Consider the following 25,440-nt stretch of genomic DNA (forward strand, 5'->3'; position numbering starts at 1 on the left):
GTACCGGGTACGCGCTCGTCGGCGCGTACCCGTGCGGTCCGTCAGCGTTGGGAAGTCGCCCGCCCGCTGTTTCTCCAGATCAACTCTGCGTTTTGGTCTCCGGGTCGTACATCGGGACCCTCTTGAAGGGGTCCTTGGACGTGTCTTTGGCCGGGCGCACGTACCTCTCCCGGGGGATGCGAGAGCCCTTCTTCCAGCGCCCGGCCTCCTCGAGTTCTTCGTCCGTCGCCCCGTTCATGCCGAGGTCGGTGGCGCCGCCGGCGCGAAGGCTGTGCGAGGAAACGGGTCGGCCGTCCGTCTTGAGCCCGGCCTTGGCGAACCACAGCTTCACCCGCTCGTTGACGGTCTGCGGGCGCAGGTAGTCACCGCGCTTGGTGGCCGTCTTCGCCCGGGTCTCCGACGAGGCGACAATGCCGTTGCGCTTGACCTCCCGGAATACGGGACCGGTAGTAATGCCCTGCTCAGCGAGGTAGTTGACCCAGCGACGCATCCGGAAGACCAGGCACAGGTCTTCCCGGTCGTGGAGGTAGAGGGTCTGTTCCTCGCCCTTGTGTGTCTTGTCCTCGGCGAGCCACACCGTGACCATGTTGTCGAGGATCATCAGGTCCTCGAGGTCCAGGTCGACGTCTTCGATGCTGCGCCCGAGGAACCGGTACCCGAAGGCGAGCATCGCCGAGTCACGCCAGCCGATCGGCCGGTCGTCCGCCTCCGCCTTCTCCATCATTGGGACCAGGTACGGCAGGGTGATCGGGAAGGCTTCCTTCCTGCGGAGCGCCCGCTTGTTTTTCTTCCGGTACTGGGCCAGGAGCAGCAGGAACAGGCTGTTGTCCGGCTTCTTCCCGGGCGGCATGGACGTCCGGATCAGCGACATGTAGTGCCGGATCGTGGTGACCTTGAGCCCACGCGACATCAGGTGACGGCCGTACTCGGTGTACGTCGCCGTGGTGCACGGTTTGGCCACCCGCCCCTGCTCCGCACACCACGCCTTGAACAGGTCCATCGCGGTCTTGCGCTGCGGGGACCCCTCCTCTTCGGCCTCCTTCAGGGCCTTGGCGGTCTCCTCGCTGACGTATAGGTCGCGCTCGGTGTACGTCGTGCGCGGATCGTCGCTGGTCGGGATCTCCTCACCGGGCATTAGCACCGTGTGTTCGTCGACGAGCGGGCGTACAGCCGGCGCGGCGCGCACCAGCTCTCCGTCCTCGACGAGCTCGGCGTCAACGATCTCGTCCTGGTCGCGCAGGTTCATTCCGGTGTCGCGTCTTCCGCGGGCTTCGCCTGGAGCTGATGCAGCAGCGCGTGCAGGGTGATGATCTGCGAGTTGGTAGACGTGCCCGTCTCGGTGAGCTGTCGAACCAGGTGAAGGAGGCTTCCGACTCCCTGCAGGTCCTGGTTGTAGAGCAGAACGAAGGCGGTTTGGTCAGTCGGGAGCTGCGTGGGAAAGTACCCGACGCGTTGGGCTGCGAGTTCGCGCTCAATGGCCGCGATAATGCGCCGCCCTGCCTTACGTTCGCCCGCCACCGCCAGCAGCTCCTGCACACTCGTCTGCCGCCAACCTCGGTCAACCTCGGCGATCATCTCGGCGTACGTCTTCCACGGCGTATCAGTCATCGGTCGCTCCACTTCCAACAATCGGGGGTGCAGTCTTTCGATATGGCGGTAGTCAGTAGCGTTGCATTCTGTGCTCGACACAGTTGCCGCACATGTCTGCTTCCGGGATGGCGAAGGTGCTGACGGCGAGACCGCAGTATCCGCAGACTCCCGCGCATTCGATCCCGCAGAAGAGGCAAAGTAGCGTCGAGGTTTCGCCGTCACCGCCGATTGGTACATCGGTCACGGCTTCTGTGCCGCACTCATCGCATTGGTGCACCGGGGATGGGCCGCCACCAGTGATGATCTCGTGCTCCGAGGTGTCCGCGTAGATCCAGGCTGCTTCCGTCGGTGGGCCCAGGTGGGAGTCACAGACCACGCAGGCAAGATCGGCGCCGCCATGTACAGGGACTGCGAGTGCTGCGCAGACAGGACAACCGAGGATGGTGGGAAACTGGCCCAACAGCTCCCGGGCGGGCTTTATGCGCCGGTCTACGAGACGTTGGATGCGGCCCAGCCCCGGGCGGATGCGTTCCACGGCCTGCTCGGCAAGCGTCAGCTCCTCTTCCTCTACCAAGGGCAGCAAGTCCTCGCGTACGAAGGTGAGCAGGTTGTCGAGCACGGGCGTCGTGAGCACTTCGACAGTGATGGCACTCTCCGTGACTCCGACGTGCGCGAAGCGGTTGCGCATCTGAGCGAGGGCCTTGAAGTGCCGCGGTTCCAGCAGCATGGCCTCAAGGTCGCACTCCTTGATGACTCGCTTGCGGGCGTCCTCCCAGCCGCAGCTCTTGAAGTCCCCTCGTGCATGCTTGGCCGGGTCGTAACCGTCGGGCGTTGCCCACACGAGGGCAGGGTTCTTCATCGCGAGCCGCGCCTTGAACAACGTCTCGGCCGCGGATGCCAGGTGCACCACGGCGTACTTCAGGTTCCGGGGCGGTACCTCTTCCTGCACGGAGAGCAGATCGACGGTGCTCTCCAAGAAGTCGAGCCCATTGAGCACGGGCGGAAAGTTGACGCTCGGCCCGCTGCCCTTCGTCACGCTCACTGCCGCGCCTCCGCAGAGGGTCCGTAGTGACTCTGCCCGTCGACGGCGCTCACGGCTTCCACGGCCGGTTCACTCCTCTACGGTCGGCGTTCAGCTTCAGCGACGTGACTTCCTTGAGGGCAAAGTCCAGGCGGTGCACCGTCGCGTTCAGCTCATCCGCCGGGTCCTGGAGGGCGAGTTCGTGAACCAGGCTCAGGAGGTAGCCGATCCCGTCGTGTTCCTTGCTGTAGAGCAGGACGCGACGCGTGCTGTCGGTCGGGAGTTTGGTCGGCAGGTGGCCGATGTTGTGGTCGGCCAGCTTCTGCTCGATGCGCTCGATGACGCGGGCGCCGGCCTTCTGCGCGCCGGCGATGCGCACCAGGCTCTCAACGTCGCGCGCCTCGTGCCCGGCCCATCTCAGCCTGTGGGCCAGACTCTCCCACTCGTCCATGTCTTCCCACCGCTTCGCGGCCATGCGTACCCCGCCCTCGTGTTGTGGTTCTGACGCGCCGCCAACTTTACCGACAACAATCACAGTTGTTGTCGGCTACTCACTAGTAACCCCGTAGAGTCTTCCTCGAAGGGCGGAGAGCACCGCCCTGAGTCCCGAACGAAGGAGCACCGCCATGGCGGGCTGGATCAGCACGGGCCAGCAGAAGCGCGACCACGAGGGCCTGCGGAACATCTGCGCGGCGGACGGGCACCCGGGCACCGACGAGGACCCGCTGGTGAAGACGACGGACGGATGGCGCGTCCACCTCTCCGACACCACCGACCCGAACAACGGCTTCTACGGCCAGCAGCAGACGGAGGGCTGAACTCATGCTCTCCATTGCGAAGTTGAAGCTCCTCGCGTACGCCTGCGCCCTCCTGGCCCTCGCATACCCCACCCTCGTCCCGCCCGTCCTCGGCACGCTCGGTGTCGTAGTCGCCGCGGTGATCGGCGCCGTCGGATGGGTCCTGGAGAACCTGTCGCTCGCCCTCACGATCGCGGCCGGCCTGCTCCTGGTTCGCGTCTTCCCCGGCGTTCCGCGGTGGTTGGGCCGCGCGCTGATCGCTTCGGTCGCTGCCGTGGCCCCCGTCAAGGCGTAACAACCCGCCCCGTTCGAGCCGTTCGATTCTTCGCTCAGAACGATTCTCCGCTCAGCCTCAGTTTTCGCCGTGCCCTGTCCGCGCGCTCTGGAAGGTCCGTGAGCGCGCCCGTACGGCGCCGTCCGGCGTAGAGCACCGCCGGAGTCCCGAAGGAAGGAACCGCGATGTCCCGTCGCAAGGTCGTCACCATCCTGCTCCCTCCGCCCGAGCCGGAGCCGGAGTACGAGCTGTACCAAGAGCTGAGGCACGAGGCCGAGTTGAGGAGCCGTCCCCCGCTGGGGCCGCACGACCTTCGGCGCATGACGGAGGTGTCCGCGCGCCGCGGCCGCGACTGGTGCACGGCCGTACTGGGGCGAGGCTTCCCCGGGATCGACCGCGTCTCCAGCGTCGACGGCTGGATGCTGGTCGCCGCCGACGAGCTGAACCTCGACCCGCCCCTCCCTCGCCGGATCGTCGAGGAGCGGGAAGCCGCGGAGCAACGGCACAAGGCCGAAGCGACGCTAGCCGCCGTGAAGTTGGAGACGGAGAAGCGCCGTTGGAACCTGGTGGCCGGTAGTGCGCCAGTCGCCCTTACGGTGCACGAGAACACGCGGCACACGGGCCCGAATGGCTCTACCCGGCACGCCGTGCCCCCGGCCGACGTCGTCTCCGGAAAGGCGCGTAAGCATCCCGCGGACAGGGGGCTGTGTGAGACTCCCGGCCGCGCTGACCCGCTGCACCTGGGCGATGCCGTCGACCTCCCGCCCAACTGCGTGCGCTGCCTGGACTACGCAGCCAAGATCCGCGCCGCAGACGCTCCGGCCCCGCCGACGGACGCCGAGGCGGCCCTGCTGCGGCTCATCTCCTCCGGCATGGTCTTCACCTTCAGCGTCCGTGGCTGCATCACGATCCGGGACACCAGCCAGCGCAGCCGCGCCGCCTGGGGGCACCTGGGCCGGAAGGTCGACGTCGCGGTGAAGAAGCTCCAGAAGAAGGGCTGGGTGTCCCAGGACCAGGAGTACGGCGCGACGCAAAAGGGAGTCCGCGGCCACCGTTGGCGACTCACCGAAGCCGGTACCGCCGCACTGGAGGGCTGACGCCATGGTCCGCATCACCGCCAAGCAGTACCGCGAAATCCTGGCGCAACGCCGCCGCGGGGCTCAGCCTCCCGCGGCGGCGGCCGCCGTCCCGAAGAAGCCGGCAGCGGCCCCGGGCCCACCGTCCACCCCGACGCCGCCCGCGGTCGAGCCGCTCCTCGCCGGACTTCCCCACCCGGGACGGCACTGGACCCTGCTCATGCCGTACGCCGAGGAGATGCTGACCAGCAACAAGCGGTACCGGCATTGGAGCGTTGAGCACAGCATCCGCAAGCGGCTCCGCTCGGACGCCACCGGCCTCATCCGACCCATGCAGGTCCCACAGCTCCAACGCGCGGCCATCTTCTACGTGCTGCACCCGCGGAAACTCAACCGCTCCCGAGACCCCGGGAACTGGGCCCCGACCGCGAAGGCGTACGTCGACGGCTTGGTGACCCCCAACCCGGATCTGCCTCGCCTTCGTCACCTTCTCCCGGACGACGACCACGAGCACCTGCTCGGCCCGAACCCCCTCATGGGTGCGCCCGTAGAGACCGGCTTCGCCCGGATGTCCCTCGTCATCGTCGAACTGCACGGCCCGCTGACCAGTGCGAACGGCGAAACCGTAACGGGAACCGGCACTTCGACGTACAGGAACTGAGGGCTGGCCCGCCCTCGCCCTAACCCAGGAGATGCCCCTCCATGAGCACCAGACACCCCGTGTCCCTCCAGATCTACGACCGCAACGGCGTGCCCGAGCACACGCCGATCTGGGACCGGGCGCGCTCCGTCAACACGGTCATCGCCGCGTTCGCCCGCGGCGGCACCCTCCTCGACCGCGACGGCGTCGACGAGCACCTCGCCGAGATCGCCGACAAGGCCGCGTGCTCGCTCCTCCGCGACCGCTGGAAGGACGACTTCCCGGTCGCCGCGTACGGCAAGCTGCTCTGTACCATCGCAGCCCTGCGCGGTCTCCTCGGCTACTCCCCCACGCCCACGGCCGTTGAGGTCTTCGACTGGGCGCGGCAGCAGAAGCAGAAGGCCGCCGAGGCGATCGACGGCCCCGTGCAGGACTTCGTCATCCAGTTCCTCAACGGGCCGTACTCCGGGGTGATCCTGACGTTCCCGGGCGAAACGCAGGGGCCGGGCGGAGGGCCGGGCCTATCCCTCACCGTCCCGATCGCGTGGGGGGACGACAGCGACCCCGGCCGCGGTGAAGCCCGGTACGCGCGGACCGAGGAGCCCACCGGCGAAGGACTGTGGCTGTACCGGCTTGCTGAAGACGTTCCCGACGGCGCCCGCCCGCACATCACCGTCCCGGACCGGAAGGGCGTCCGCGCGTGATATCCCTGCTTACCGCCGTCATCCCGTCCCCGGCCGCCGACGCCGCTCACGACGCCGCGCACGCGACGGCCGCCCGCTTCCGACAGGGCGCCTACTCCGTGCCGTGCCCGGAGTGCCACGTCCCGGCCGGCGTGCTGTGCCTCGCCCGACGCGACGTGCACACCGCCCGTCGGAACGCATACCGGCAGAACCCCGAGACCACCGGCCTCGTGCCCCTCCTCGTGGCGCGTGTCCGATGAGCGAAACCACCGCGGCCGAAGCCGCCCGAAAAGCCGCCACCTGGGCGCACTGCGCCGAGGACGCCAACAAGTACGCGCACGACCATGAGCAGCAGGCGAGGGAGCACGCGGTCCAGCGGGACAGCGGCCAGGCCGCCGCCTACACGTCGCGGGCCGAGGAGTGGGTGCGGCTTCGCGGCACGGCTGTGGACATGGCGAACATGTGGGCCAACGTTGCCGGCGCCCTGCAACTCGCTGACCTGGGTGAGCACTCGTGACGGCCCTCGCGGTAGAGGCCCCAGCAGCCCGGCCCGAGTGGGACGGCCGCCTGGTCGTGCGCGCCGCGGGCCGCCCGCTCCTGCACATCGGCGCCGAGGGCGTCAACGCGCCCACGGTGCCCATGTTCACCGTGGCACTGGAGTGCGCGCCCGACGCCGAACGGGCCCCCGGCGTACGGCCGTGGGACGGACCGGTCACCGAAGCGAACATCTGCCCGGCCTGCCTGCGCTCCCTGCGCGGTGAACCGGAATCCGAGGCGCCCCGCCTCGTCCCCGCCGGCGTCGCCGAGGCCCTGCCCCAACCTGTTCCCGAGCCAGCCCGCGACAACCGCCACCTGCAGGCAGTTCCCGACCTTCCGGTGTACGCCGAGGCGCCTCTGCCCGCCGAGCACGGCGGCCGCCCGATCACCTGGTCCGGTTGGACGACCGCGCCCGTCATCACCCACCACGATCCCTCGTGCGAGTGGTGCGGTGACCGGGGCCCCGGCGAGATGGCCGGCGGCCGCCAGGGCAACCCGATGTCGCGGACCGACCCCTTGCGCCGCTACATCGCCTACCGCTGCACCGCATGCCAGGAGATGACCGCGTACGAGCAGGTCGGCAGCGAGCTCAACACCATCGCACACCACAAGTCGCGCGCCCCGAAGGACTGCAACCGATGAGCACCGCCCTCACCCTCGTTCGCGACACCAGCGCCCTCGAGCAGCGCGTCGCCCTGATCGCGTGCGGTCAGCGTCCCGGTAAAACCCAGGCGTGCGTCACCCACCGCGGCAACGGCGCCGCCCTGCTGAACATCGCCTCCACGGGCGCCGCGGACGCACTCGCAGCGGCGATCTGCGGAACCGGGAAGGGGCCCGCCTGCCACGACTGCAAGGACAAGGCCGCGGAGATCATCAGCGCCTACAACGAGGAGATCCGGTGACAACGGCCGTAGCGCTCCAGGACGCAGAGATCTTCGACGCGGACGGCACGCTCGTCGACGTCGAACCCATCCGCCACCTGATCAAGGGCCCCGGCGGGTTCACCGCGTTCCACCGCGCCAGCATCGACTGCCAACCGCACCAGTACGTCGTCGACGCCGCTCGCGAAGCCCACGCCAAGGGCCGGGCCGTACTCATCGTGACCGGTCGCGATCGACGCTGGGAACGGCTGACCGCCATGTGGCTCGCCCTGCACGGTGTGCCGTCCGACGGGCTTTGGATGCGCGGCCGCGGCGACTACCGCCCGGACTACGTCATCAAGCGGGAGCTGCTGCGCTCCATCCGCCGGAGGTACAACGTGGTCCGTGCCTGGGACGACAACCCAAACGTCATCCGCCTGTGGCACGAGGAGAACATCCCCGTCGAGGTGGTCCCCGGATGGGTGGACGAGCAGTGAGCCAGCCCGGAAACCACGAGATCACCGCCGCCGATCTGGCGACGGGCGAGCTGTCCTACGTGCTCCCCCTCGAAGGCTGGAGCGGCATGACACTGCACTGCCAGGTCGACGCCATCGGCCCGTCCGACCGACACGCCGACCTCGTGAAGCTCGAGGTGTCGTTCCCCCCGGTCGCGCGCGTCGGAACCAACTGCCCGACGTGCGGACCGACGACCCCCGAACAGCATCCCCGACGCCCGGGAGTGCTGCGCTGCTCGAACTGCAAGGAGCACCTGGGGCCAAACCCGCTCGTCGACGGCGCAGCCCTGTGAGGGGCATCTACCACCTGGTCACCGACGGGCTCACCCAGACCACCCCATGTAGGAAGCTGCACCAGGTGCATGAGGTCGTGATCTGGCAGCCGTGGCCGAGCGAACTCGCCCGCGACTGGCTCGGGCTGGAGCTGCGGCCGCTGCCTCTCCTCCCCCCGTATGTGCGGACGCTGATGGAGACCGCCCACCCCCTCCTCTCATCTCGCCGAGATTGAGTAATCTCGGCGAGATCTTCCAATCTCCCCAAAAGATCGTCACAATGAGGGCTGTTGCTGATCACGATGGGAGTGCCGATGCCGGCCGACACCGACTCACCACGAGTCCTACGGCTCACGTTCGAGTTCCACGTCCCGCGCGGCCTGCGGGTCAACATCCGGAACGACCGCCGTTTCACCGCCGTTGAAGCCCTGATCGCCGCGGTGCAGAGCCTCGCCGGTCAGGTCTTCCCGTGGGCCAGCAAGATGACGGTCCGGCACGAGTGGTCCTACGCCTGGTGGGACGAGACCGTGGAACGCGAGTTGCCGACCACGGAGAAGAACACACCGAAGTAGTCGCGGCCGCGCGGCAGACCCACAACCAAACACCTGGCGTCATGGCCAGACCTCACCGGCGGAGAGCACCGCCGGAGTCCCGAACGAAGGATCACCGCGATGCCCTCGCGCACTTCAGCCGCAGCCCCCCGTCGTCCCTCCACCCTCACCCTGTCGAGGTGAGGTGACGTGTTCCGACCTGTAGATACGCACGATCACGTCACCTCGCCCGTCGAGAAGATCCCCACGGGGAGCCGTGTTCGACAGGCCCTGGGCACCGTGTGCCGCCTGTGCGGCCGCCTCCGCTACGAGCTGATCCCGGCCGCGGCCACCGCTGGCATGACGTGCCTGGGCTGGCTGCACCACACCGTCGGCGTCGGCCTGGAGGGCTGGGGTGGCTACGGCCTGGGCCTCGCAGCCGCCGGCGCCCTGACGTACGGCGGACTCAAGTTCAAAAACGCGCCCGCCGCATCCCTCGGCGTCGCCTCCACCGGTGCCCTCGTGAACACTGCGGTCGGCGCCATGACCGGCCCGTCCGTCCCGTCGCTCATCGCGGGCGGAGTCGTCACGATCGCCTCGTACGGCGTCTACGTCCCGTGGCTCATCAAGACCCGCCACGAGCGGATCGCCCTGCAGATTAAGGCCGCCAAGACCGCCCCTCTGCCTGACGGAATGGGCGTCAACGTCACCCAGCCCGGCGTAACCGGCGACAGCGTCGAGGAGACCGCCCTGCGGCGTGCTCTGGTTGCCCTCGGCGTCCCCGCTCAGGACGTCTCCCGCATCGTGTTCACCGACACCGGCTGGCACGCCGCGGTGACGCTCCCGCCCGGCAAGAACACCTCCGCCGAGACTGTCATCGCCAAGCAGACCCAGCTCGAGGCGAACCTCGACCTCCCCGGGAAGCTGCGCCTGGCCGTCGGCGCACAGGCCAACCAGCTCATCGTCCGCATGCAGACGAACGACCCGCTCGCCGAGACGATCGCGTGGCCGGGCCCCGCCATTACCTCGGTGGAGCACGCGCTGCCCATCGGCATCTACCCGGACGGTTCGCAGGTCTTCATCGACCTCGTCGCCGGGCACGTCCTGATCGCGGGCGGCACTGACATGGGCAAGTCCGGCGTCATCAACTGCGTGATCGGCAACCTCGTTGCGTGCGAGGACGCCGAGATCCTGGGCATCGATATGAAGCCCGGTGCGCTCGAGCTGGGCCCGTGGCGCCGCAACATGCTTGCCCTGGCCGACGACGCCGACGGCGCCCGCCAGGTCCTCACCATGGTCAAGGCGGAGATGATCCGCCGCGGCAAGTACCTTGCGACCCTCCGGGGCCCGAAGGGTGAGCCGGTCCGGAAGTGGACGAGCGAGCACGGCCCGTACTGGATTCTGGTCGTCGACGAGCTTGCCGAACTCCTGCGCCAGGCTCCGGACGTGGCCTCGGAGCTGGTCACGATCAACCAGGTGGCCCGCGCCATGGGTATCCGCGTGATCGCGGCCACGCAGTCCCCCAGCGAGCAGGCGTTTGGCGGCAAGGGCACGGACGCCCGGCAGCAGTACAGCACCCGCATCGGGCTGCCCGTGTTCGAGACCGAGCCCATCAACATGATCTTCGGCCGGGGCGCGTACGGCCGCGGATGGCGGCTCGACTGGCTCGACCTGCCCGGCAAGGTCATGGTCTCGTCCCGGCGCTACGCAGACCCTCGTGAGGGCCGCTGCTACTACGTGACGGACCGCGACATCGTCGTCGTCTCCACGGAGCACGCCCGGTACGAGGACGAGGAGCCCGCCGAGCCCGCGTGGCCGCACCCCCAGCACGAGCCGGACCCCCACCCTGAGCCGCCGACTCCGCCACCCGGCAGTGGCGGTGGGGGCCCGCGCGGCGGCCGGCCTCACCTCCGGCCCGTGCCGACCTTCCCGGACGGCTCCCGCATCCCCGACAACCGCATTGCGCTGTGGGAGGCCCTGCAGAAGGCAGGCCCCGACGGCGTGACGAAGCCCGAACTGGTCGCCGACGACATCGTCGGACACGGCTCCAGCGCCACCCAGCCGCTCACTCAGTGGACCAAGAAGGGATGGCTGGACGACTCCGGCAAGCGCGGCCAGGCCAAGGTCTGGCGCTTGGTCGCCGTAGCCCACACACCGCGCCCCGAAGTGACCAGCACCGACGAGGAGAACTCCGCATGTCCCGCAAGCCTGTAGTTCCGACCAACGTCTACCCGGGCATCATGGCGTCCCACATGCCCGTCGAGCAGTACCAAGCGGCGCACGGCTGCACCTGCGAGCACTCGCACGGCCACGGTCAGGCACCCGTCCAGCAGATCATCATCAAGCAGTCCGACCCGTGGGTCCGGTACATGGCGATCGGCTTCGCCGGGGCCAGCATCGGCCTCCTGGTCCTCGCGAGCGTCGTGGCGACACTGATCGCTGCCGGCCTGTGCGCGCTGTGCATCGCGGTCGCCACCTGGGCGATAAGGGCCCTGCTCAGCGGCCGCAAAGACTCCAAGTACCCGTAGCGCGCGCCTGCTTCGGGGAAGGGCCCTGGCCGACCTGCTGGGGCCTTTGGCGTGTCCGTGTCGGATGGCCGTGCGATGATCCTCCGTCATGGGGAGATACACATGGGGGAAGAGGGTCGCCGGGCTGGTCCTGGCCGCGACCATGGCGGCCGTAAGCGGCTGCAGCAGCTCGGACGACGAGAGCGACGCGAAGCCGGCCGCGAAGGCGAAGACGGTGAGCGTGGAGGCCGCGTCCACCACGTTCCAGGATGCGGTGACGAAGTTCGACACGGACGGCGGGTGCCTGGAGAAGGAGCCCGGTACGTGCTGGAAGCAGATGACCGCACTGATGGAGCCCGCGCGCGATCTGCGGAAGGCGATGAACTCGGAGAAGTCCGTGGGCGCGGACTTCTGGACGGACGCGTACGCCCTGATCGACACCATGGAGGACGGCATCGCCGTCGGTGAGGATCAGGGCGCCACCGCGTACGGCACGAACCGGCCGAAGGTCCTCGGGTCCGCGCACGATCTGTCCGACTGGCTCGACGAGAACCCGATCAAGTAGCAGAAACGAAGCGGCATCCGCGCGCGGCCGCGGCCCGCCGGCCTACTCGCCCTTCGGCTTCCCTGCGGCCAGTCCGGGAGCGAGCCGGGCGCACCGCGCGGCGTACACAGACAGGTGCTCGGTCTCGAACTCCGCGGCGTTCCAGTCCTCCTCAAGGACATCGCCGCCCGGCCAGATGTAGGCCCACCCTCTCGCGCCGGTGGACAGGGCCACTTCACGAAGGTCGTACCGCTCGTCCTCGAACGCGTCGAGGATGCGCCACTCCTCGTTGCTCAGGTCGGTCAGGACCACTCCGGACGCGGAGCCGCCGAGCGCGTGCACGACGAGCCCTGGATAGAGGCGGTCTGCGAGCGCGGCCGCGCGGTACCCGGGAGCAGCCGCCGGGGCCTGCTCGGGTATCCGCCCCAATAGGGCCTTGAGGACGGCGTCGAACTGGAGCGTGCCGTAGCAGAACAGCACGTCGGGGCCTTGCGAGAGTCGGTCCCGGCGACCAGAGGTCTCCGGGACCGGGGCGGGGCTGGTTATCGTCTGGATCATTGGCGTTCCGGTCTCAGGGAGAGGGCAGGTACATCGCGTCGTAGACGGGCGACTCTGGGGCGTGCTTGATCTGTCCCATAATCGTGTACCCCCACCGCAGGTATGCATCGTGGGCAGGTTGGTTATCGACGATGCACGTCAGGGCTGTGGCGGTCTCCGCGCGGCCAGCAATGACCGCGTCGTGGATCTGGCGGCCGAGCCCGTTGTTCTGGAACTCGGGGAGCACCATCAGTTCCCGCAGCCAGAAGATTCTGCCGGCGTCGGCCAGGACGACGAGGTCGTTCGGCCGCCGGTTGCCGAGTGACGTCCACCAGGGCTTGTCGGCGGGCAGGGTCGCGCCGTGCACGTACCCGATGATTCGGCCGTCCTGCCAAGCGGTCACGGTCTCGAACCCCGCGGTATCGAACGCCGCCTCCAATCGCTCCCGGAAGGAGTCGGCGGAGAAGAACGGGTCTCCCTTGTACGGCGGGACGTCGTACACGTGGGCGTAGACGTCGACCAGCTCGGAGGTTATGTCCTTCGCCGACTTCGCATCGTGCCGCTGGAACTGCGGTGCCACGGTGTGCACTCTCCTTTTCTCGCTCACGCGACGTGAGCACGGATCTGTTCGAGCAAGTCCCCCACCCCGCGTGCGCGCTGATGGGGGATCATCCCGTTGTGGACGATCTTCAACTGCGAGGCGGTCCGCGTCGAGGACATGCCGGCCTCAACTAGACGTAGGGCTTCGGTGGCGGCAGCGAGGCCGTGGTCGACGTCGCCGTTCTCCACCGCCGCGACCGAGAGCCGCCCGAGGCACATCCCGCGGTTCCGGGAGTGGGCTGCATCCTGCAACGCCTCGGACTGAGCCAGGAGCGCCTGTGCGCGGGCTGTTTGGCCGAGGTCGAGGCGGCACATGCCTTCCAGGCAGGTCAGCTCCGCGAGGTTGAGGAACAGGGCCCAGTCCGGGTCTCGCTCGTCGTTGCCGCGTTCCCACTCCTGCCAGGCCCGCTTGATGGCCGCATCGCAGTTGAAGGTGTCGCCGAGGCGGGCGTACCCCTGCGCCTCTCGGATCGCAAGGAGGGCTATGACGCGGGTGGGCGCGTCCCACAGTTCCGCATGCCGTTGGCCGAGCTTGGCGAAGCGTACGGCCTCACGTCCCTTGTTCAGGTCGACGGCCTGTCGGGACATGTTGCTCAGCGTGCGGCTGGCCAGCACGTCGTCGCTGGTGTAGTTGGCCGCGTTCAGAGCTTCGGAGAAGTACTGGCGGGCCTTGTCCTGGAGGCCGGCGTCGTAGCAGAACCATCCGAGTGACGTGGTGAGCTTGCCAGCAAGAGCGTGGAGCTGCTGACCGAGGGCGTCATCGTAGATACCGCGGTCGATCATGTGGTGCACCCAGAGCAGGTGCGCCCGGGTCGGCCGCCACAGCCTGTTGGCGCCGAACTGCTGGTCAATCGCGTAGTTGTCGTCCGCGGCGGCCGAGAGGAATTCGACCTCTTCTGGCACGATCCGCCACTCGCCGGACCTGCCGGTGCCGGTGCTGGTCTCGGCTAGCCACGGTGGCGGCGCCTCGTCGGCGAGGGGGGCCGGGCTGGTGGCGACCAGCAACGGGCCAGCTGCGGGTTCTTGGCTGATCAAAGGCACCGGTGTGAGGACGACGGGGCCACCACCGCTCTCGGCGACCCGTGGCCGCAGGCCCAGCTCCTCAACGGGACGCCTCCAGTAGGCGGCCAGTACCGCGCGGGTGCCGGGGTGGGGCCACGGAGGGGGCTCCTCGCTTTCCCACTTCGAGAGTTGGCGGACGGTGAACGTCGGGAGCTTCTTGCCAATCCGCCGCTCGTCGAAGAGGCGCTTGGCGAGGGTGGTCAGGGCGTCGACCATCTCCTCTTGCGTCAGGTTCGCGTCCTCGCGTAACTGCTTGAGTTCACGCATCTCCACCGCCTCATCGCGATCCGGTGCGCCTCACGGTAGCGACTCCCGTCGCGGTGCGTGAGGGTTCGTCAATTGAAAGCCCTGGTCAGGAGGAAAGGGCGGGCGAAAGGGCGGGCAAAGGGCGGGTAGGAGGCGGGCAGAGTTCCGTCGAAAAGACCTGTTCACCGCCCGGCGACTTCGCTGCACTGGGTCACGCCGCACACACCGTGTGTGCCGTGATGCCGGGAGGGCTCATGAAGACCCGCGAGATCGCCGAGCACGAGACCGTGTCCGCGTGGCTCTCCGCGGCGACGGCGCACCCGGAGACGGCTACCGCGCTCTGGCATGAGAACCCCCACCTCCCGCGGCGCCTCGGGTGCGGCCAGACCTTTGACATCGTGCTGTCTGACCGATCGTTGGTCGAGGCGGCGTATCAGCTCCTCGACCAGTACGAGCAGCCGCTCGGGCCCGCCGTGCTGTTCTCCAACCTTCGCTCCGCGGCCGTTCTGGTTCCGCGAGGCACGGTGGCGGGCTGGTACGGCCTGATGGCCGCCTCACAGTGGCCCGAACGACTCCCCCGGCCGGCGTGCCTCGGCGAGGGGCACGCGATTCTCGTGCCCGCGCTTGTCCCCCGGCCGACGGCTGGGCTCGTTCGCTGGCTAGTGCCTCCCGACGGCGAGCAGTCCGTCGGCGGAGCGCCGCTGCTCACCAGCCCCGTCCCGCTCGCACGATGCCTCTCCGAGGCGGGTGCCCTTCTCGCGCCCGTAGAGCGGACTCCCCTCAGCAGGGCCGTGTCGGCAGTCAGGTCAGTCCTGCCGTCCCCGTCAGTCCTGCCATCCCCCAAGAGGACGTGATGACGACGACAGCCGTACGACCGTCCCGCGCGGTGCCCCTCCGCGACGCGGACCTGGTGGACCAGTGGGTCGACATCGCGCCCCACTACGGCGGCCCGCTCCGTAAGGCAGACGCCCACCGCGTAGGCGTCCTACGCAGGATCGCCGCCGCCCGAATCCGGCACTATGGCCTGGAAGACCTGCTCGACGAGGTGATGCTCCTCGTCTCCGAGTTGGTGACCAACGCGGTACTGCACAGCAGAACCAGCCGGATCGGCCTGGTGATGGCCGTACGAGATGGCTTCCTGCACATCGACGTCATCGACGGTATGCCGGGCTACGCGACGCTCAAGAAGGTGAGCGCGGACGCCGAGTCGGGGCGCGGCCTCGCCCTAGTCGAAGCCATGGTCAAAGAGTGCGGCGGGAACTGGGGCACGAGCGACGCCGGTAGGAAGACCTGGTGCCGCCTCGCTGTGCCGCAGGAGCCGAAAGGCGAACCGGAGGAGTCGCAGTGACGGCCCTCCAGGCTCTGGCGCCCGGGTGGGAAAATCCCGTGCGTGCGGCCGTGCCCCCTTTCACCGAGGCCGGACTGAAAAGGGTCCTGGAGAAGGTGCAGCGATGGGCGCCGTACGTCGACGGCTCCTTACTCGACGACGTCGCTGCCGTCCTGGACGACTACACGCCCCCCGAGGACGAGGTCGAGGAGCACGCACAGCGGCTCCGCGGGCATCTGATGCGACTCGTCAACCTCGCCGTCACCTCCAAGACGGACCAGAGAGACCAGCGAATAGCCGACCTCGTCGAACGGGGCCGCCATATCCGAGCCGAGGAAGTACCCAGCGACCATCGCCGTGCCGTTGGGCACGTCCGACAGATGGCGTGGACGCTCAACGAACTCCTCGAACTGCTGGTGGAGAACCAGTGCCTTACGGAGGAGCCGTGACCTTCCCGTCCCTCAGACTCGCGTACAACCCTCGGGCCATAGAGCCCCGGGACCCGCGCCTGTCCCTAGTGCCCTACATCACGCAGAGGGCTGGGGAAGACGCAGCGCCGGAAAACCTCTTCATCGTCCGGCACGCGTCCGGCCCGCGGCTGTACTACCGAGATGAGGACCCCAGGGACCGAGACCCGCGAGGCGCCCTGTGGGCCCGGTGCGGCTGGAACCCCGTCGATGCGCAAGGCCGGATCACCGGTGAACCGCAGTGGAAGCTGATGCACCCCCACCGACAGATGGTGTGCATGCAGACGATGCTCTGTCAGATCTGCTCACTCCCTGCCAGGACGCCGCTCGGCTTCATCTTCCTCGCGGGCCCCCGGGACCACGACCCGGCCCAGGCGAGCATTCTCACGAACCAGCCTCCCGTGTGCCGTAAGCACGCCCGTGCAGCCGCGAAACTCTGCCCCCACCTGGAGGACAACCCCATGGTGTTCCTTGCCAGGAGCGCGCCCCTGTACGGCGTGCACGGCACCGTGTACGGCCGCGACGGTGGAGGCGTGAAGGTCGTCGCCCAGCCGGACGCACCGTTGCCCTACGGCCACGCGAACATCGGGACCTTTCTCGCCTCGCAGTTGGTTCGCCGCCTCCAGTCGTTCCGCGCCGTCGGCCTCGACGAGCTGCTCGAGGACCTGGCGGCGCCCGCCGCCGCATAGACCCCTGCCTGGTGACCACACGACCGGCTCTGTGGCCATCAGGCAGGCAGCAAGCTCCGCCCGTACGACAACGGCATTCGGCGCGGGCGGAGGAACGGCGCTGGGGCCCACGTCCCCCATAGGCCCCAGCGCCAGCCGGACGTTCAGAACGGCATCCGAAGACACCTCAAGACCCCGAAGGGGAGGAACCTGTTGAACTCGACCGATGAGTTCCGCGTCGTTTCGTGGAACGTCGAGCACAACGGCATCAGCAACAGCGGTGATGATGCCAAATGGCACCTGGCCATGGACGTCCTCGTTGAACTCCAACCGCACGTACTCCTCCGCCAGGAGATCACCCGCGGGGACATGTTCGGTGGACGAGCGATATGGGCGGAGGCTGCTCGTCTCGGCGGCAACGGCCCGGCGCACACGGCGTTCCTCGCTACTGCCACCCCTGAGTCAGCCAATCCGACCGGTGTCTACACCGACCCGTCTCTGTGTACGCCCGTCCAATACTTCGAGCACGTCACCAGCATGTGGCATCCGATCTGCAACCCGGTCGTACGCCTCAAGGGCGCGCCGTCGACGCTGAGCCTGGCCTCATTCCACCTGTGTTCCTTCGACGCAGCCAAACGGGCGAGCGAAGCGAAGCGTCTTGCCATGTTGGGGCAACCGGGCATGGCGGCGATCATCGGCGGCGACTGCAACTCCTATCCACACCGATCCGACGACGAGACAGCCGCGTTACCCGATTGGGACAAGATCACTGACCGGGCGCACTTTGAGGCCCGCACGATCGAGCGGGGAGGCGAACGCGTCTCCGACACCCGGCCGGACGAAATCCTCGCCGGTGAACACGACGGGCGACCGCCGGTCTTCAAGGACCTGGGGCACCACGCCGCGACCGTGCTCGGCCAGCCGGATGCGCTTGACCCCACGGCATCGCTGTGGCGCACGGACCAAGGCCCGATGCGCCGGATCGACCGCATCTATGCGACCCCGCAGGTAGCCGAGGCCCTGACCAAGCTGGAGGTCATCGTCACCGACGACGTTCGCGAGGTATCCGACCACGCCCCGGTTGTCGCCACCTTCAGCCTCGCCAAGCTGCGCCGCGCCCTGTCTGGGGCCCCTGGTGAGAAGGAGGTTGCAGCATGAGCACCCGAATCACCGTGCTGTCCTGGAACTTTGAGAACAACGGTGGTTGTGACTCCGCCAAGCGCCTTCAGGCGCACGAGAGGCTGGTGTCCCTTAGCCCACACCTGGTGCTTCGTCAGGAGATGTGGCGCGCGGACACCGACGGCAACGCGATCCTGTACGAGCTGGAGGGCGTTCTCGGTATGCGCGGCTGGCTCGGCCCGGAATCGTGCACCGCGATCTTCGCCGACCCGCGCTTCTTCCACCCGGTGCGTGAGTGGCCCAAGCCCGGCCCCATGTGGGTGCTGCCGCCCACAGGGCTGACCATGCGCTACCTGCCCGCAGGCACCGAAGCCACACCGCTCGCCGTGGCCTCGTACCACCTCAACTACGCATCGAGCACCAACCGTGCTGCCGAGGCGGAATGGCTGTCGACGTGGGCCGACAAGAAGTGGACCAACCCACAGGGTGAGACCGTACGGATGCCGTGTCTCGTCGCCGGCGACAACAACAGCTATCCAGTACCCGGCATCGAGGGCGACCCCGCGCTACCGGTGCTGAACGAGATCAAAGGTAGGCCGCACCGCCTACACCGCTCGTTCATAGGCCCGGACGGTGCCCGGGTAATGGATACCCGCCCGGATGAGGCGCTGCGCACCGCCGGCTTGGAGGACGTGGCCCGCCACTGGTCTGCCAAGCACGGAGACAAGGCGGCAGTCTCCCGAACGGTCAACGCCTGCGAGACGCACGGGCCGGACTCTCGCATCGACCGCCTTTACGCCACCACCGACTTGTTGGACGCGGTGACTGGCGTGGATGTGATCGAGGTCCCCGAGGAGGTTTCGGACCACCACATCGTTCGGGTCGCGCTCGACGGCGACCGCCTTTCGGACATCCTCAACCAGCAGCCGAGCGCGCTCGAGTCGCTGGTCGCCCCCTGAGACTGCCGCTCGGTGGGACGAATGCCCGACCTGGCCGCCCGGCGGTAACAAGCTCCGCCCGTACGACCAACGGCATTCGGTGCGGGCGGAGACGAGGCGCTGGGGCTATACCCCCTGAGCCCCAGCGCCGGCCACATCGCACGCGATTCGAAAGTTGATCGGTTCCCCTCGATGCCCCACGGCCCTACGAGACCCACCCGCTGTCGGATCGCCTTTGGCGCCCTGGCGGCAGCAGCACCAGAGCGACACACCTAGGCCCCCAAAAGAGAAGGAAGCTCCGCGTGTTCATCGACATCCCGAGCGAACTCGAAGCCTCTCTGATCGACTGTTCTCTCCCGCCCTGGGAACTGGACGGTTCGTTCCTGGCGCAGTCCACCATGGCGAAGTACCGGACCGAGCTGACGGCCACCCCGCGGTTCGAGGAGATCACCGCGACCCTGCGCCACGCGCTGACCGGAGAGGGTGGCGGATACGCCGTGCTGCGCCTGGGAAACCTCGCCAAGGCGCTGGGGATCGACGATGACCGGTTCCTGCGGCTGGTGACGGGCTTCGCGGCCGAGGTGGCTGTCCCCTTCTCGCCGTTCCCGCGGTGGCCCCTTTGGAAGGACATCGGGGTCAAGGTCGACAAGGACCCCGGCAAGTCCAGCGGCATCGGGTACAACGCGTTTCACATGGACCTGGTGAACGGGACCCTGCCCCCGGACTACACCACGCTCCTCTGCGTTCGCCGCGACCCGCTCGGCGGCGGCCCCAGCATCCTTTCCGACGCCCACGCGGCGGTGGCGCGACTGTCGGAGGACAGCCGCGCTCTGCTGGCCGAGTCGGCCTACCACTACGGGACCTTCTTCGACCTGTTCGGCGTGGGCGAGGAGTACAAGCCGTTTCCGATCCTGGACGGCTCCGACCCGGGCGAGGGGTTCGTCCGGTTCACCGCCAAGATGCTGGAGAGGTCCGAGCTCGGCCAGGCGCACGCCGACGCCGCCAGGGAACTCGCCGAAGAGCTCGTCCGGGGTCAGGTCTCCTTCATGCTTCAGCCCGGGGACTACCTCATCGTGAACCAGCGCCGTTTCCTGCACGGTCGGGAGGCGCTCCACAGCGGCCAGGAAACCGTCCCGGTCTCCGACCGGCGGCTGCTCCTCCAGTTGTTCCTGCGCGCGAGGGCCGGCGATGGCTCGGCCGCGTAGCCGGCCGACGGCACCGGTGACCCACCGAGTCCCGCCCCCGGGTCCAGCCCCGCAGCACGCGGCACGGCCATGGGGCTGGGGCCGGTCGGGCGCCCCCGGAAACCGTCGCGCGCCCGGTTCCCCGGGCCCGTGCACGGATCTAGATGCGCGAGTTGCTCAGCGACTGCCACACAGCGCCAGCCAGCGCCCGCGTCGCCCGCGGGACCGACAGGCGCTCGTGCCGGCGGTACAGGGCCCAGTTGTATTGCACGAGCGACAGCTTGTTGGAGGACAGCGATCCCGCCTGGTGGGCCCTGTAAATCGCAAGTGGCTCAGCCAGGCCACGGGCGTCAGCGCCGTCCCGCATGATCGACAGCCACAGGGCGTAGTCCTGGCGCTTACGCATCTCCGGCATCAGCCTCGTGCCCAGGACATTGCGGTCGTACATGGCGGTAAGGGCACCGATGTGGTCTCGGACCAGCATCGCGCGGTAGTCCACGTGCTCCCGCGCACGGACCACCCGCCCGTTCGGGACCCAGTCGGTGCTCTCGCCGTCGTAGTCGGCGTCCATCTTGAAGTACGAGGTGAACGTCAGCGGCGCATCACCTTCCGCGGCGAAGGCGAGCTGCTTCTCGGTCTTCTCAGGAAGCCACATGTCGTCGCTGTCAAGAAAGGCGATGTAGTCCCCGCGGGCCCGCTCGATCGCGAGGTTGCGGGCCCGGCCCGCACCGCCCCGTTCGGGTGCCGACTGAGGCAGGACGCGCTCGTCCTGCTTGGCGAACTCGCGGAGCAGGTCCATGGAGGCATCAGAGGACTGGTCGTCGGTGACCAGCAGCTCCAGGTCGCTGTGGGTCTGCGTGAGTACCGATCGGACGGCCGCGCCGAGGGTGGCTGCCGAGTTGTACACGGGCATCACGACCGACACCAGGGGCACAGCACTTCTCCTTGCCAGACCAGGAACGACGGTCCATTCAAGCACCGGAATCGAGTAGGAGCTGCCATGCAGATAGTTGTCGCTGGTCAGGGCTATGTAGGGCTTCCCCTGGCCGTACGCGCGGCCGAGGTGGGACACCGTGTCGTCGGCTACGACGTGAACACGGACCGTGTCCAGCAGCTCGCCGCCGGCCAGTCCTACGTGCGGGACGTGGACTCCTCACGGCTGCGCGCAGTGCTGGACTCCGGGGCCTACTCCGCGACCGCCGACGGTGCCGCGCTGGCCGGCTTCGACATCGCGGTGATCACCGTGCCGACCCCGCTGCGGGACGGCGTGCCCGACCTCACCTACATCGAGTCCTGCGCCCGGACACTGGGTGGGCACCTGTGCCCCGGCGCGACGGTGGTCCTGGAGTCCACGAGCTATCCCGGCACCACCGAGGAGCTGCTGCTGCCGATCCTGGAAAAGACCTCGGGCCTCAAGGGCGGGGCGGACTTCCTGGCCGGCTTCAGCCCCGAGCGGATCGGAAACAAGCGGTGGTCGTTCGACAGGACGCCGAAGCTGGTGTCCGGAATCGACGCCAAATCGCTCGACGTGATCAAGGGCTTCTACGACGGCATCTTCGAGACCACGGTGCCGGTGTCAGGGCCGAAGGTCGCCGAGCTGGCCAAGCTGCTGGAGAACACCTTCCGGTTCGTCAACATCTCCATGATCAACGAGATGGCGATCCTGGCCGATGCCCTCGGCGTGAACATCTGGGAGGCGATCGACGCCGCCGCGACCAAGCCGTTCGGATTCACGAAGTTCACCCCGGGGCCGGGGGTCGGCGGGCACTGCCTGCCCGTCGACCCGATGTTCCTCTCGTGGAAGGCCCAGCAGGAGCTTGGCATCCCGTTCCGGTTCGCGGAACTCGCCGCCGACGTGAACCGGCACATGCCTGACTACGTCGTCCGGCGCCTCGTGGAAGCACTCAACAAGCGAGGCATGCCGGTCAGCGGATCGCGGATTCTGCTGCTAGGCCTGACCTACAAGTTCAACGCCACCGACCTTCGCAATTCCCCGTCGGCACGTGTCGCCGAACTTCTCATCGGCCTCGGCGCCGATGTCTGCGGCGCCGAACCCAACATCCCGGACGGCGACGACACCGGGCTGAACGTGCCCCGAGTCCCTGCCACCCCGGAAGAAGTAGCCGCCGCTGATGCGGTGGTTCTTCTGATGGATCATCCGCGATTCGACCTCGCGATGATCGAGGAGCACGCGCCGTACGTGCTCGACTGCCGAAACCGCCTGTCCGGAGCGAACGTCGAGACCCTGTAGCTCCCGAACCCTCCTGGCCTGCTGCTGACTTCAACCCCCGGAGTTCCCTTGCGTGAAGAATGGGAGCACGTCCACACGGACTACGCCCGGCCCGCGCATCGCCCCGCTCCTGCCTCGTTGGCCGAGAGCGAGGGCGACTGGCGCCGCTACCTGGAAGGTGACACCCCGAACGGTTGGCTGATCCAGCACAGCGCGATGGCGGAAGCGCTCGCCAGCGGCCGGCCCATGTACCTGCTGCACACCACCAGGGACATCGCCGCGATTCGCACCAGCGGTGAGCTGCACGTCTCCACCGGGTGCCTGGTCGGGACCCTGTACTGCTCCCCTCTGGTACCTCAGCGTGAAGGAATGCGTCCGCACAATCTCGGCGCCTACCTGATGCAGACAAAGCCCGACACCACGCCCATGATCTTCGAGGTCATCCCGGACGCTCCGATCCCAACCAAGGGTGTGGATTATCTGCATCTCGGTGCCATCCACCTGCGTACCTACCTGCGCTACCGGAGCTTTCTCACCCGGGCCGAGAACGACCAGCTCGACCATGCGGTGCTGGCCGGGCTGGGCTCCGCGGCCGGATTCCTCGACCTGGCCCTGCGCAACGCAGTCGGCCGCACCACGGCGGGCCCCGAGTTCATCGACCAGTTGGCCGCTGCCGTGCCCGCCGTACCGTTTCTCGGCTACCTGTACTTCGAGGTGCTGTCCGAGTACCTGATGCTCAACTCCACGACTCCGGAGACCAAGGGCTACGCCCAGGCCGGAGAGCTGAACAACTGGCTGTACAAGCGACTCGCGTTCGCCGCCGTGGACGGCATGCACCGGTTGTTCGACCTGGCCCGCTTTCATCCGCGCCACCAGCAGCTCGTCCAGCTCATCGCCGGCGTGGAACCGGCGCTCGCTCCGGGAGTCGCCGAGTACGTACGGCAGCGGTTGTCCCATCTCTTCGCCCGGATCGCGTTGCACCCGTCCCAGGACGCGGCCACGGTGACCTTCCGGGGCATTGATCTCAGCGCGCTCCGGTACGTCGCGCCGGGACTGATCGGGCAGATGATCTTTCGCGAGATCCGGTACATGCCGCGCTATCGGCAGCTCTACCACTGCTTCGAGAAGGCCAAGGCGCTGGAGGCTTGGGACTACTGGAACCACGAGGGCATCCCCACGCCCTTCAACGGAATCCTCCCCAAGGGCGAGATCGGGATACACCCCGTCTACCCCCGGTCGGCCGTCAGGGCGTGGACGGCAAAGCAGGACAGCAGAGGTTTCCTGCACCCAGCCCAGGAGATCACCGCGGTCCTCACGCCGCACCTGGCGTCGTGGTGGGCGCCCCCTCGCAGCCGCGGACGGATGATCACCACTGATCCGCAGGTCACAGTGGACCGTAGTGCCCCGTCCTCGGTTCCCGCCCACCGACCATCCATCGAGGGGATCTCCGCGTGACCACGAAACCCTTGACGATCCTCACCGGCATCAACCGCGCGTCCGAGCCTTCGTCCGGCAGCATGATCCTCGTCAGCGACCTCTACCGCGCCATGCCCGACACCCATACGACCTTCCTCGGCCGGACACCGGTCCATCAGGTGTGGAAGACCGCGTTCGATCACCTGATCCCCCTCTCCACAACGAAACGACCCCAGGGCCCCGGCTTCGACACCTACGTGGACGAGCTGACGCAAGAGGTAGGCACGCTCATCGGGCAGATCCGACCGGACGCCATCCACGCCCAGAACGTCGGGTTCGCCCTCAGCCTCGCGTTCAGTCGCACCGCCGGAACCATCCCGATCATCTCCATCGCGCACGGCCCCGAAGTGATGGCGGCCGAGCGCAACACGGCGGAACAAAAGGCCGTGCTCGAAGTCGCCAGCGCCAGCGCCGCGATCGTCACCCCGACCTCCGTCCTCGCCGACCGCATCGACCGCCTCACCGGGCGTCGGTTCACCGACCGCATCGCCATCATCCCGTGGGGCATCCGTCTGGCCGATGCCCATGTACGCGATCAGCCTTCCGCAGGGACCGGACCCCTGTCTCTGGTACAAGCCGGTCGCCTGGACGACAACAAATCCACGATCACCGCCATCGAATCCCTCGCATTCACCGATCAGCCGCACCACTTGACCGTGATCGGCAACGGACCCCTACGGGAGCATCTTCAACAGCGGGCTATCGACCTCGGCCTGCGGGATCGGGTCCATTTTCATCCGTTCCTGCCCCGCGCCGAACTGTGGCACCGCCTGCCGAACTTCGACGCCTGGGTCTTCACAACCACGGGTCTGGAGGCTTTCGGGCTCGTCCTCATTGAGGCTCAAGCCCACGGACTCCCGGTTGTCTACTCCGATCTTCCCGGAGTGAGGGAAATCCTCGGAGGCGCTGGCATCGCCTACACCCCGGGCGACCCGCGCTCGCTTGCTACGGCCCTAGACGAGATGGGCCGGGACTCCCACCAGCGCCGGGCCCTGAACAAGGCGGCTCTCGATAACGCCCGCCGATACGACATCACTACCACCGGCCGCCAACTTCGCGAACTGACGCTCCGCGTTATCTCCCCACGGGGCAGTCATCGGTGGGGCCCGTGCACCAAAGGCCCCACTGATGTTGGGGTGTAACAGAACGCGGTCGTTGACGTTCCTGCTGTGAAGGGGGTTGCGCTTTACGTCAACCCAGCATTGATCCGGAGGAACGGTGACGACCGCTATAGCTGCCCTTTCGTCCACGGCCGGCCGGTCGCACCTGCAGGAGTCTCTGTTCTCCTGGCTCGCCCCGGAGATCACTCCGCCCCTGCCCGAGACCAAGGCCCTGGTGGAGTCCGACCCCGAAGGTCCGCCCGAGCCCCCCGCCGAGGAGGAGAAGGCCGACCTCTCCCACGTCTGGGTTGTGGCCGCGGAGATCGAGGTCATCCCGAAGATTGCGAAGGTGGCCGACTACCGCGGCAGCTTCAAGGCGACCGAGGGCCAGCGCATCGACGCGCTCGAGGTCTACTGCAAGGGATGCCGGCGCCCGTACGACGAGGTCACCGGCCAGGACTGCTCAGCGAAGATCGACAACCGGCACTTGATCGGTGGAGACCAGAGCACCCGGGCTAAGCGGAAGATTCCCGTCCCGCCCCGGAACGCCCGGGTCGTGCCCGGCGGCCGTATCCAGCGCCGCGGTATTGAGGCTTACGTGGGAGGGGTGTCGCGGCCCCCGCGCTGACCACGCGACACT

Annotated in this window: 35 protein-coding genes; 27 read left to right on the forward strand and 8 right to left on the reverse strand. The window is 68.0% G+C overall.

What is annotated here, in order from left to right:
- Positions 1 to 79: 79 nt before the first annotated feature.
- Genes ACGFR9_RS10625 through ACGFR9_RS10640 form a run of 4 tightly spaced genes read right to left on the reverse strand, consistent with a single transcriptional unit; the run spans position 80 to position 3,062 of the window.
- Positions 80 to 1,246, reverse strand: a complete 1,167-nt coding sequence (locus ACGFR9_RS10625) for a tyrosine-type recombinase/integrase (RefSeq protein WP_393205382.1) — start codon at positions 1,244 to 1,246, stop codon at positions 80 to 82.
- On the reverse strand, positions 1,243 to 1,608 hold the full coding sequence (locus ACGFR9_RS10630) for a hypothetical protein (RefSeq protein WP_393205384.1): 366 nt from the start codon (positions 1,606 to 1,608) through the stop codon (positions 1,243 to 1,245). Before ACGFR9_RS10630 ends, ACGFR9_RS10625 begins: the two co-directional genes overlap by 4 nt.
- Positions 1,609 to 1,660: 52 nt before the next feature.
- A complete protein-coding gene (locus tag ACGFR9_RS10635) occupies positions 1,661 to 2,632 on the reverse strand; it encodes a hypothetical protein (protein WP_393205387.1) in 972 nt (323 codons plus the stop codon).
- A gap of 49 nt (positions 2,633 to 2,681) precedes the next feature.
- Positions 2,682 to 3,062, reverse strand: a complete 381-nt coding sequence (locus ACGFR9_RS10640) for a hypothetical protein (RefSeq protein WP_393205390.1) — start codon at positions 3,060 to 3,062, stop codon at positions 2,682 to 2,684.
- A 175-nt stretch (positions 3,063 to 3,237) separates the two neighbouring features.
- On the opposite strand from ACGFR9_RS10640, the gene ACGFR9_RS10645 reads away from it, so the two are divergent.
- The 16 genes from ACGFR9_RS10645 to ACGFR9_RS10720 all read left to right on the forward strand — a co-directional run bounded on the left by ACGFR9_RS10645 (position 3,238) and on the right by ACGFR9_RS10720 (position 11,867).
- Positions 3,238 to 3,429: a hypothetical protein gene (locus ACGFR9_RS10645; RefSeq protein ID WP_393205393.1), complete on the forward strand. Its 192-nt coding sequence runs from the start codon at positions 3,238 to 3,240 to the stop codon at positions 3,427 to 3,429.
- Between the two features lie 4 nt (positions 3,430 to 3,433).
- Positions 3,434 to 3,703, forward strand: coding sequence for a hypothetical protein (locus ACGFR9_RS10650; RefSeq protein ID WP_393205396.1), 270 nt, complete (start codon positions 3,434 to 3,436; stop codon positions 3,701 to 3,703).
- A 164-nt stretch (positions 3,704 to 3,867) separates the two neighbouring features.
- A complete protein-coding gene (locus ACGFR9_RS10655) occupies positions 3,868 to 4,779 on the forward strand; it encodes a hypothetical protein (RefSeq protein ID WP_393205398.1) in 912 nt (303 codons plus the stop codon).
- 4 nt (positions 4,780 to 4,783) lie between these two features.
- A complete protein-coding gene (locus ACGFR9_RS10660; protein WP_393205401.1) occupies positions 4,784 to 5,419 on the forward strand; it encodes a hypothetical protein in 636 nt (211 codons plus the stop codon).
- 41 nt (positions 5,420 to 5,460) lie between these two features.
- Positions 5,461 to 6,102: a hypothetical protein gene (locus tag ACGFR9_RS10665; protein WP_393205404.1), complete on the forward strand. Its 642-nt coding sequence runs from the start codon at positions 5,461 to 5,463 to the stop codon at positions 6,100 to 6,102.
- Positions 6,099 to 6,341, forward strand: coding sequence for a hypothetical protein (locus tag ACGFR9_RS10670; protein ID WP_393205407.1), 243 nt, complete (start codon positions 6,099 to 6,101; stop codon positions 6,339 to 6,341). Before ACGFR9_RS10665 ends, ACGFR9_RS10670 begins: the two co-directional genes overlap by 4 nt.
- Positions 6,338 to 6,598, forward strand: a complete 261-nt coding sequence (locus tag ACGFR9_RS10675) for a hypothetical protein (RefSeq protein WP_393205410.1) — start codon at positions 6,338 to 6,340, stop codon at positions 6,596 to 6,598. The genes ACGFR9_RS10670 and ACGFR9_RS10675 overlap by 4 nt, the downstream gene beginning before the upstream one ends.
- Positions 6,595 to 7,260 (forward strand): hypothetical protein, encoded by a 666-nt coding sequence (locus ACGFR9_RS10680; protein WP_393205413.1) that lies wholly within the window; start codon positions 6,595 to 6,597, stop codon positions 7,258 to 7,260. The genes ACGFR9_RS10675 and ACGFR9_RS10680 overlap by 4 nt, the downstream gene beginning before the upstream one ends.
- Positions 7,257 to 7,520: a hypothetical protein gene (locus ACGFR9_RS10685; RefSeq protein WP_393205416.1), complete on the forward strand. Its 264-nt coding sequence runs from the start codon at positions 7,257 to 7,259 to the stop codon at positions 7,518 to 7,520. The genes ACGFR9_RS10680 and ACGFR9_RS10685 overlap by 4 nt, the downstream gene beginning before the upstream one ends.
- Positions 7,517 to 7,975, forward strand: a complete 459-nt coding sequence (locus tag ACGFR9_RS10690) for a hypothetical protein (RefSeq protein WP_393205419.1) — start codon at positions 7,517 to 7,519, stop codon at positions 7,973 to 7,975. Before ACGFR9_RS10685 ends, ACGFR9_RS10690 begins: the two co-directional genes overlap by 4 nt.
- The gene (locus ACGFR9_RS10695) at positions 7,972 to 8,286 is read left to right on the forward strand and encodes a hypothetical protein (RefSeq protein WP_393205422.1); all 315 of its coding nucleotides are present in this window, start codon (positions 7,972 to 7,974) and stop codon (positions 8,284 to 8,286) included. Before ACGFR9_RS10690 ends, ACGFR9_RS10695 begins: the two co-directional genes overlap by 4 nt.
- Positions 8,287 to 8,351: 65 nt before the next feature.
- Positions 8,352 to 8,501 carry a hypothetical protein gene (locus tag ACGFR9_RS10700; protein ID WP_393205425.1) on the forward strand — a complete coding sequence of 50 codons (150 nt, stop codon included), beginning with the start codon at positions 8,352 to 8,354 and terminating at the stop codon, positions 8,499 to 8,501.
- A 54-nt stretch (positions 8,502 to 8,555) separates the two neighbouring features.
- Entirely contained in the window at positions 8,556 to 8,837 is a 282-nt protein-coding gene (locus ACGFR9_RS10705) for a hypothetical protein (RefSeq protein WP_358278789.1), read from the forward strand.
- A 168-nt stretch (positions 8,838 to 9,005) separates the two neighbouring features.
- Entirely contained in the window at positions 9,006 to 11,009 is a 2,004-nt protein-coding gene (locus tag ACGFR9_RS10710; RefSeq protein WP_393205428.1) for an FtsK/SpoIIIE domain-containing protein, read from the forward strand.
- Positions 10,991 to 11,323, forward strand: coding sequence for a hypothetical protein (locus ACGFR9_RS10715; RefSeq protein ID WP_393205431.1), 333 nt, complete (start codon positions 10,991 to 10,993; stop codon positions 11,321 to 11,323). Before ACGFR9_RS10710 ends, ACGFR9_RS10715 begins: the two co-directional genes overlap by 19 nt.
- Before the next feature lie 88 nt (positions 11,324 to 11,411).
- Positions 11,412 to 11,867 carry a hypothetical protein gene (locus tag ACGFR9_RS10720; RefSeq protein WP_358278793.1) on the forward strand — a complete coding sequence of 152 codons (456 nt, stop codon included), beginning with the start codon at positions 11,412 to 11,414 and terminating at the stop codon, positions 11,865 to 11,867.
- Between the two features lie 42 nt (positions 11,868 to 11,909).
- On the opposite strand, the gene ACGFR9_RS10725 is transcribed toward ACGFR9_RS10720, so the two are convergent.
- Genes ACGFR9_RS10725 through ACGFR9_RS10735 form a run of 3 tightly spaced genes read right to left on the reverse strand, consistent with a single transcriptional unit; the run spans position 11,910 to position 14,312 of the window.
- Positions 11,910 to 12,404, reverse strand: coding sequence for a gamma-glutamylcyclotransferase family protein (locus tag ACGFR9_RS10725; protein WP_393205434.1), 495 nt, complete (start codon positions 12,402 to 12,404; stop codon positions 11,910 to 11,912).
- Between the two features lie 13 nt (positions 12,405 to 12,417).
- The gene (locus ACGFR9_RS10730) at positions 12,418 to 12,963 is read right to left on the reverse strand and encodes a GNAT family N-acetyltransferase (protein WP_358278795.1); all 546 of its coding nucleotides are present in this window, start codon (positions 12,961 to 12,963) and stop codon (positions 12,418 to 12,420) included.
- Between the two features lie 23 nt (positions 12,964 to 12,986).
- Complete coding sequence (locus ACGFR9_RS10735) at positions 12,987 to 14,312, reverse strand: hypothetical protein (protein ID WP_393205437.1); 1,326 nt, start codon at positions 14,310 to 14,312, stop codon at positions 12,987 to 12,989.
- Positions 14,313 to 14,545: 233 nt separating this feature from the next.
- Between ACGFR9_RS10735 and ACGFR9_RS10740 the strand changes: the two genes are divergently transcribed.
- The 7 genes from ACGFR9_RS10740 (at position 14,546) to ACGFR9_RS10770 (ending at position 20,015) form a co-directional block, all read left to right on the forward strand.
- Entirely contained in the window at positions 14,546 to 15,145 is a 600-nt protein-coding gene (locus ACGFR9_RS10740; protein ID WP_280843887.1) for a hypothetical protein, read from the forward strand.
- A complete protein-coding gene (locus tag ACGFR9_RS10745; RefSeq protein ID WP_393205440.1) occupies positions 15,145 to 15,639 on the forward strand; it encodes an ATP-binding protein in 495 nt (164 codons plus the stop codon). The genes ACGFR9_RS10740 and ACGFR9_RS10745 overlap by 1 nt, the downstream gene beginning before the upstream one ends.
- 50 nt (positions 15,640 to 15,689) lie before the next feature.
- Complete coding sequence (locus ACGFR9_RS10750) at positions 15,690 to 16,067, forward strand: DUF6415 family natural product biosynthesis protein (RefSeq protein ID WP_280843889.1); 378 nt, start codon at positions 15,690 to 15,692, stop codon at positions 16,065 to 16,067.
- A 296-nt stretch (positions 16,068 to 16,363) separates the two neighbouring features.
- Positions 16,364 to 16,774: a hypothetical protein gene (locus ACGFR9_RS10755; RefSeq protein ID WP_393205443.1), complete on the forward strand. Its 411-nt coding sequence runs from the start codon at positions 16,364 to 16,366 to the stop codon at positions 16,772 to 16,774.
- 192 nt (positions 16,775 to 16,966) lie between these two features.
- Complete coding sequence (locus ACGFR9_RS10760; protein ID WP_393205445.1) at positions 16,967 to 17,911, forward strand: endonuclease/exonuclease/phosphatase family protein; 945 nt, start codon at positions 16,967 to 16,969, stop codon at positions 17,909 to 17,911.
- A complete protein-coding gene (locus ACGFR9_RS10765) occupies positions 17,908 to 18,831 on the forward strand; it encodes an endonuclease/exonuclease/phosphatase family protein (protein ID WP_393205448.1) in 924 nt (307 codons plus the stop codon). The genes ACGFR9_RS10760 and ACGFR9_RS10765 overlap by 4 nt, the downstream gene beginning before the upstream one ends.
- Before the next feature lie 281 nt (positions 18,832 to 19,112).
- Complete coding sequence (locus ACGFR9_RS10770) at positions 19,113 to 20,015, forward strand: TauD/TfdA family dioxygenase (protein ID WP_393205451.1); 903 nt, start codon at positions 19,113 to 19,115, stop codon at positions 20,013 to 20,015.
- 139 nt (positions 20,016 to 20,154) lie between these two features.
- Here the strand turns inward: ACGFR9_RS10770 and ACGFR9_RS10775 are convergent, their stop codons facing one another.
- Complete coding sequence (locus ACGFR9_RS10775) at positions 20,155 to 20,928, reverse strand: glycosyltransferase family 2 protein (RefSeq protein WP_393205454.1); 774 nt, start codon at positions 20,926 to 20,928, stop codon at positions 20,155 to 20,157.
- A 66-nt stretch (positions 20,929 to 20,994) separates the two neighbouring features.
- Between ACGFR9_RS10775 and ACGFR9_RS10780 the strand changes: the two genes are divergently transcribed.
- From ACGFR9_RS10780 to ACGFR9_RS10795, 4 genes are all read left to right on the forward strand, one after another.
- Positions 20,995 to 22,245 (forward strand): nucleotide sugar dehydrogenase, encoded by a 1,251-nt coding sequence (locus ACGFR9_RS10780; RefSeq protein WP_393205457.1) that lies wholly within the window; start codon positions 20,995 to 20,997, stop codon positions 22,243 to 22,245.
- Positions 22,246 to 22,362: 117 nt separating this feature from the next.
- Entirely contained in the window at positions 22,363 to 23,679 is a 1,317-nt protein-coding gene (locus ACGFR9_RS10785) for a hypothetical protein (RefSeq protein ID WP_393205460.1), read from the forward strand.
- Entirely contained in the window at positions 23,676 to 24,842 is a 1,167-nt protein-coding gene (locus ACGFR9_RS10790; protein ID WP_393205463.1) for a glycosyltransferase family 4 protein, read from the forward strand. Before ACGFR9_RS10785 ends, ACGFR9_RS10790 begins: the two co-directional genes overlap by 4 nt.
- A gap of 76 nt (positions 24,843 to 24,918) precedes the next feature.
- Positions 24,919 to 25,428 (forward strand): hypothetical protein, encoded by a 510-nt coding sequence (locus ACGFR9_RS10795; RefSeq protein ID WP_393205466.1) that lies wholly within the window; start codon positions 24,919 to 24,921, stop codon positions 25,426 to 25,428.
- The last annotated feature ends 12 nt before the right edge of the window (positions 25,429 to 25,440 follow it).

Origin of the sequence: Streptomyces sp. NPDC048584 (assembly GCF_043199595.1) — a bacterium.
Classification (GTDB): domain Bacteria; phylum Actinomycetota; class Actinomycetes; order Streptomycetales; family Streptomycetaceae; genus Streptomyces; species Streptomyces edwardsiae.